This window comes from Microbacterium testaceum, from assembly GCF_001476655.1.
GTDB lineage: Bacteria > Actinomycetota > Actinomycetes > Actinomycetales > Microbacteriaceae > Microbacterium > Microbacterium testaceum_C.
Genome location: NZ_LDRT01000135.1, coordinates 1 through 3,913 on the forward strand (window position 1 = coordinate 1; position 3,913 = coordinate 3,913).

3 protein-coding genes and 1 pseudogene are annotated in these 3,913 nt (G+C 71.8%); 1 reads left to right on the forward strand and 3 read right to left on the reverse strand.

Annotation, left to right across the window (positions count from 1 at the left end; translation table 11 throughout):
- Both NS220_RS20250 and NS220_RS15970 read right to left on the reverse strand, forming a co-directional pair.
- Positions 1–387 (reverse strand): annotated as a pseudogene (locus tag NS220_RS20250) (murein L,D-transpeptidase); the annotation flags it as partial.
- Between the two features lie 76 nt (positions 388–463).
- Positions 464–1,261: a hypothetical protein gene (locus NS220_RS15970; RefSeq protein ID WP_058625009.1), complete on the reverse strand. Its 798-nt coding sequence runs from the start codon at positions 1,259–1,261 to the stop codon at positions 464–466.
- A gap of 235 nt (positions 1,262–1,496) precedes the next feature.
- On the opposite strand from NS220_RS15970, the gene NS220_RS15975 reads away from it, so the two are divergent.
- Complete coding sequence (locus tag NS220_RS15975) at positions 1,497–2,504, forward strand: LLM class flavin-dependent oxidoreductase (RefSeq protein WP_058625010.1); 1,008 nt, start codon at positions 1,497–1,499, stop codon at positions 2,502–2,504.
- A 209-nt stretch (positions 2,505–2,713) separates the two neighbouring features.
- On the opposite strand, the gene NS220_RS15980 is transcribed toward NS220_RS15975, so the two are convergent.
- On the reverse strand, positions 2,714–3,913 hold a 1,200-nt coding region (locus NS220_RS15980; protein ID WP_440589474.1), incomplete at its 5' end, for a PLP-dependent aminotransferase family protein.

Consider the following 3,913-nt stretch of genomic DNA (forward strand, 5'->3'; position numbering starts at 1 on the left):
GTGAAGGGCGACGTCGCCCTCGCGGACCCACCCCGTGCTGCCGTTCGGCCGCTGAGGGAGCGAGACCTCGAGCCAGTCGTCGTGGCGCGCGACGACGAGCAACGTCAACGGTGCCCCTGACTCCTGCGGATTCGACAGGGTCTGCACCGCGTCTGCACCGGGCTGAGGAGAGATCGCGAGACGATCCCCGATCGCGGTCGCGGAGGTCGCGGGAACCGCCGCCGCGCTGGGCGCGGGGGTGCTCGTCGGCTCCTCGACGGCAGGGAGGGCGCTCGTCGCTGCGTCTGTCGCGGCGGGTGGACCCGGGGGAACGCAACCGGTGAGCAGGAGGACGGAGACGACCGCCACGGCTCCGAGCTGCATGCGGGCGGGCGGACGAAAGGGCATGGGGCGTCTCCGGTGTCGTGATCGGGGTACCGGGCCGAGACGAGCGTCCCGGCCCGGTACGAGTGGACGTCCGCGCTCAGCCGGTGAAGGTCGCTGCGCGCTTCACCGGCGTCGCTGCGGGCGCGACCGGGGTGTTCGCGGGAGCGGCGATGGGGGTGGTCCCGCTGTTCGGAGCGGGGTCCGCCGTCACCTCGAAGCTCACCTCTTCCGAGACGATGCTGAGATCGCCCGTCGCCGCGATGAGGTGGTACGTGCCGACCTGCGCGTAAGCGCTTCCGGAGGTCGGGACATAGGAGAGCGTCGCCTGGCCGTTCGCGTCCGCCACGGCGGTCGTCGAGAGCTGGGTTCCCGACGTGGCATCCGAGATGCCGAAGGAGACCGTGTCACCCGGCGTGAATCCCGAGAAGGTCGCCGTGACGCCGGTCGCGAGATAGCCGGAGAGCGCCTGCGACGCCGGAGTCACCGAAGCGGTCGGTCGGGGCACGACCGTGATCGTCGTGGAGGCGACGGCCGACCCGCTCGCGTCGGTGACCGAGATCGTGTGCGTTCCCACGGACAGGCTGTCGGGCATCCAGGCGTCACCGTCGTAGTCGCCGTTCGCATTGGCGGTCTCCGTGCTGCCCACCAGAGGGGAGGTCGCAAGCGGGGCACCGTCGAGGTCGAACGACAGCGTGTCGGAGGGGGTGAAGCCCTGCGCCGTCAGGAGAGTCGCTCCACCGGCGGTGACCGTCGTCGGGTTCGCGGTGAGGGTCGCGGACGCGGCCTGCGCCGGGACGGCACCGCCCAGAGCGACAGAGGCGGCGACAGCCGCGGTGGCCAGGACAGCGGCGGAGCGCCGGAGGAGGGAGCGAGGGGAGGCGGGCCGATTCGACATGCAGGTTCCCTTTCGAGGAATCGAGGCGAGACATCGTCGTAAGGCATGTCATCGCCGGCTGTGGTGATGCCCGGGAGATCGGTGTCCGCATCGCGGACGCCGGCACACGAGCCCCCGCAGTAGACCACAACGCACCTCACGCGGTTCGCCGTCGGCGCAGCGGGTGAAGCGAGCGCCCGTGACCATCCGTGACGTTGCGGACCCGACCCGCGGAAGCCCCCGCTAGCGTGACCGCATGACCCGCCCGCTCCGCTCCCTCGGCTTCCTCACCATCGGCCTGTTCGACCGCGAGAACCCCCGCGCCGGACACGAGACGACGCTGTCGATCATCGAGCGGGGAGAGCGGCTCGGCTTCGACAGCGCGTGGTTGCGGGACCGGCACCTGCAGTACGGCATCTCCTCCCCCGTGGCGGTGCTGGCCGCGGCATCCCAGCGCACCAGCCGTATCCGGCTCGGCACCGCCGTGATCCCCCTCGGGTGGGAGAACCCGTTCCGCCTCGCCGAGGACCTCGCGACCGTCGATGTGCTCAGCGGCGGTCGGCTCGAACCGGGGTTCTCGGTGGGGCCGCCCCGGCGTCTCGACGAGATCGCCCCGGCGCTGTATCCCGACACCGCTGATCGCGAGGACTTCGGCTACGAGCGCCTCGCACGCCTCCGGCGCTTCCTCTCCGGCGACGCGGTCAGCCCGTTCGCCGGGACCGAGGGCATCGAAGAGTACTCGGAGCGGATCGAGCCGCACTCCCCCGGTCTCGCGGACCGCCTCTGGTACGGCGCGGGGAGCCCGACCTCGACCACGTGGGCGGCGGAGAACGGCTTCCACCTGCTCACCAGCAGCGTGATCCGCTCGACCACCTCGACCGACTTCGACCGTGAGCAGCACGCGCAGATCCGCCTCTACCGCGAGACGCACCCCGACGGGGAGGCCGCGCGGGTCTCACAGGGACTCGTGGTCATCCCCACCGACTCGGCCACGCCCGATCAGCGTCGGCGGTACGAGGCCTACGCCGAGTCGCGGCGCGGGCGCGTCGGCATCCCCCAAGGTCCCCAGCGGATGCTGTTCGCCGAGGACCTCGTCGGCACCTCGGAGCAGATCGCCGAGCGCCTGCTGTCGTCGCTGGCCTATCCCGAGGTCGACGAGGTCGCGTTCGCACTGCCGTTCTCGTTCGCCGCCGACGACTACGCGCAGATCCTCGACGACATCGCAAGTCGACTGGGGCCGCTGCTCGGGTGGACGCCCGCGTGACGCGTCACCGCCAGCCACGCAGCCTGAGTGTCCAAGAAACTCGGGCGCGTTTCAGAAGCGTCCGGGTGTTCTGGACACTCACACTCCTGAGCCGCTCGGCGACGCGAGAGTCGCCACGAACCCGATGAGTGTCCAGAACACGCCGTAACGGCATCGCGCATAACGGCGTGCTCTGGACACTCGGCGGGCTGAGATGCCGGGGACGCGGCTCAGCGCTGCCGCGCCACCGCCCGGACCAGTCGCGCCGCCGCCTCCCGCAGCGACTCCTCCGACGTGTCGCCGTAGGCCAGGCGCAGGTGCCGGTCGGTATCCGTCCCCGGCCCCGAGGGGAAGAAGGAGCCGCGCTGGTACTCCACGCCCTCGGCGCTCGCGTCGGCGGCGAGCCGGTCGGCATCGACCCGGTCGTCGACGAGTCGCGGCCAGAGGAACAGTCCACCGTCGGGGACGGTGACGTCGAAGGAACCGGATGCCGAGAGCGCCTCGGCCAGGGCGTGCGCCCGCGACCGGTACAGCTCCCGCGCGCCCGCGAGGACACGGTCGAACAGCCCCGGATCGCCCGTCAACAGCTCGGCGACCACGGCCTGCACGAGGGTCGACGAGTGCGAATCCTGGCGACTGCGCAGGGCCACGGCATCCGGGACCAGACGCTCGGGCAGCACGACCCAGCCCAAGCGCAGGCCCGGGCCGAGGGTCTTGGTGAAGGTGTTGACGTGGATGACGTGGTCGGAGTCGTGGAACGGGGCGAGCGACTCGGGCTCGCCGTGGAAGCGGAGCTCGCGGTAGGGGTCGTCGGCGAACACGACGAAGCCGTACTTCTCGGCCAGGTCGACGAGCTCTCGGCGGCGGGCCGTGGGCAGCGACGACTGCGACGGGTTGTGGAACTCGGGGACGGTGTAGACCGCGGCGGGCCGGGCTCCGGCGCGCAGCTCCGCGGCGAGCGCGTCGACGTCGAGACCCTCGGCCCCGATCCGGATCGGCAGCACGCGGGCGTCGGCGAGCTCGAGCCCGCGCAGGAACAGCGGGAATACCGGGTTGTCGACCGCGACGAGGTCGCCGCGTTCGAGCACCGTCTGCACCGCGATGGCGAGGCCGTGGAAGCCGCCGTTGGTGACGAGCACACGGTCCACGGACACCCCCTCGTGGGCGGCGATCCACTCGCGCAGCGCCGGGATCCCCTCGGTGCGCGAGTACTGCAGCGACGGCGCACCGGGTCGGGCGAGGACGCGGGCGGTCGCCTCGGCCAGTTCGGCGGTCGGGAGGACGGAGGGATCCGGGATGCCGCCGAGCAACTCGATCGCGTCCGGGCGGCGATCGCGCAGGGTCTGGTCGCCGAACCCTCTGGGGGCGCTGAAGGCTCGGACGAGCGCGGGTCGGGAGGGGGCGAGAACGGTCATCGGGGACTCCGGAGG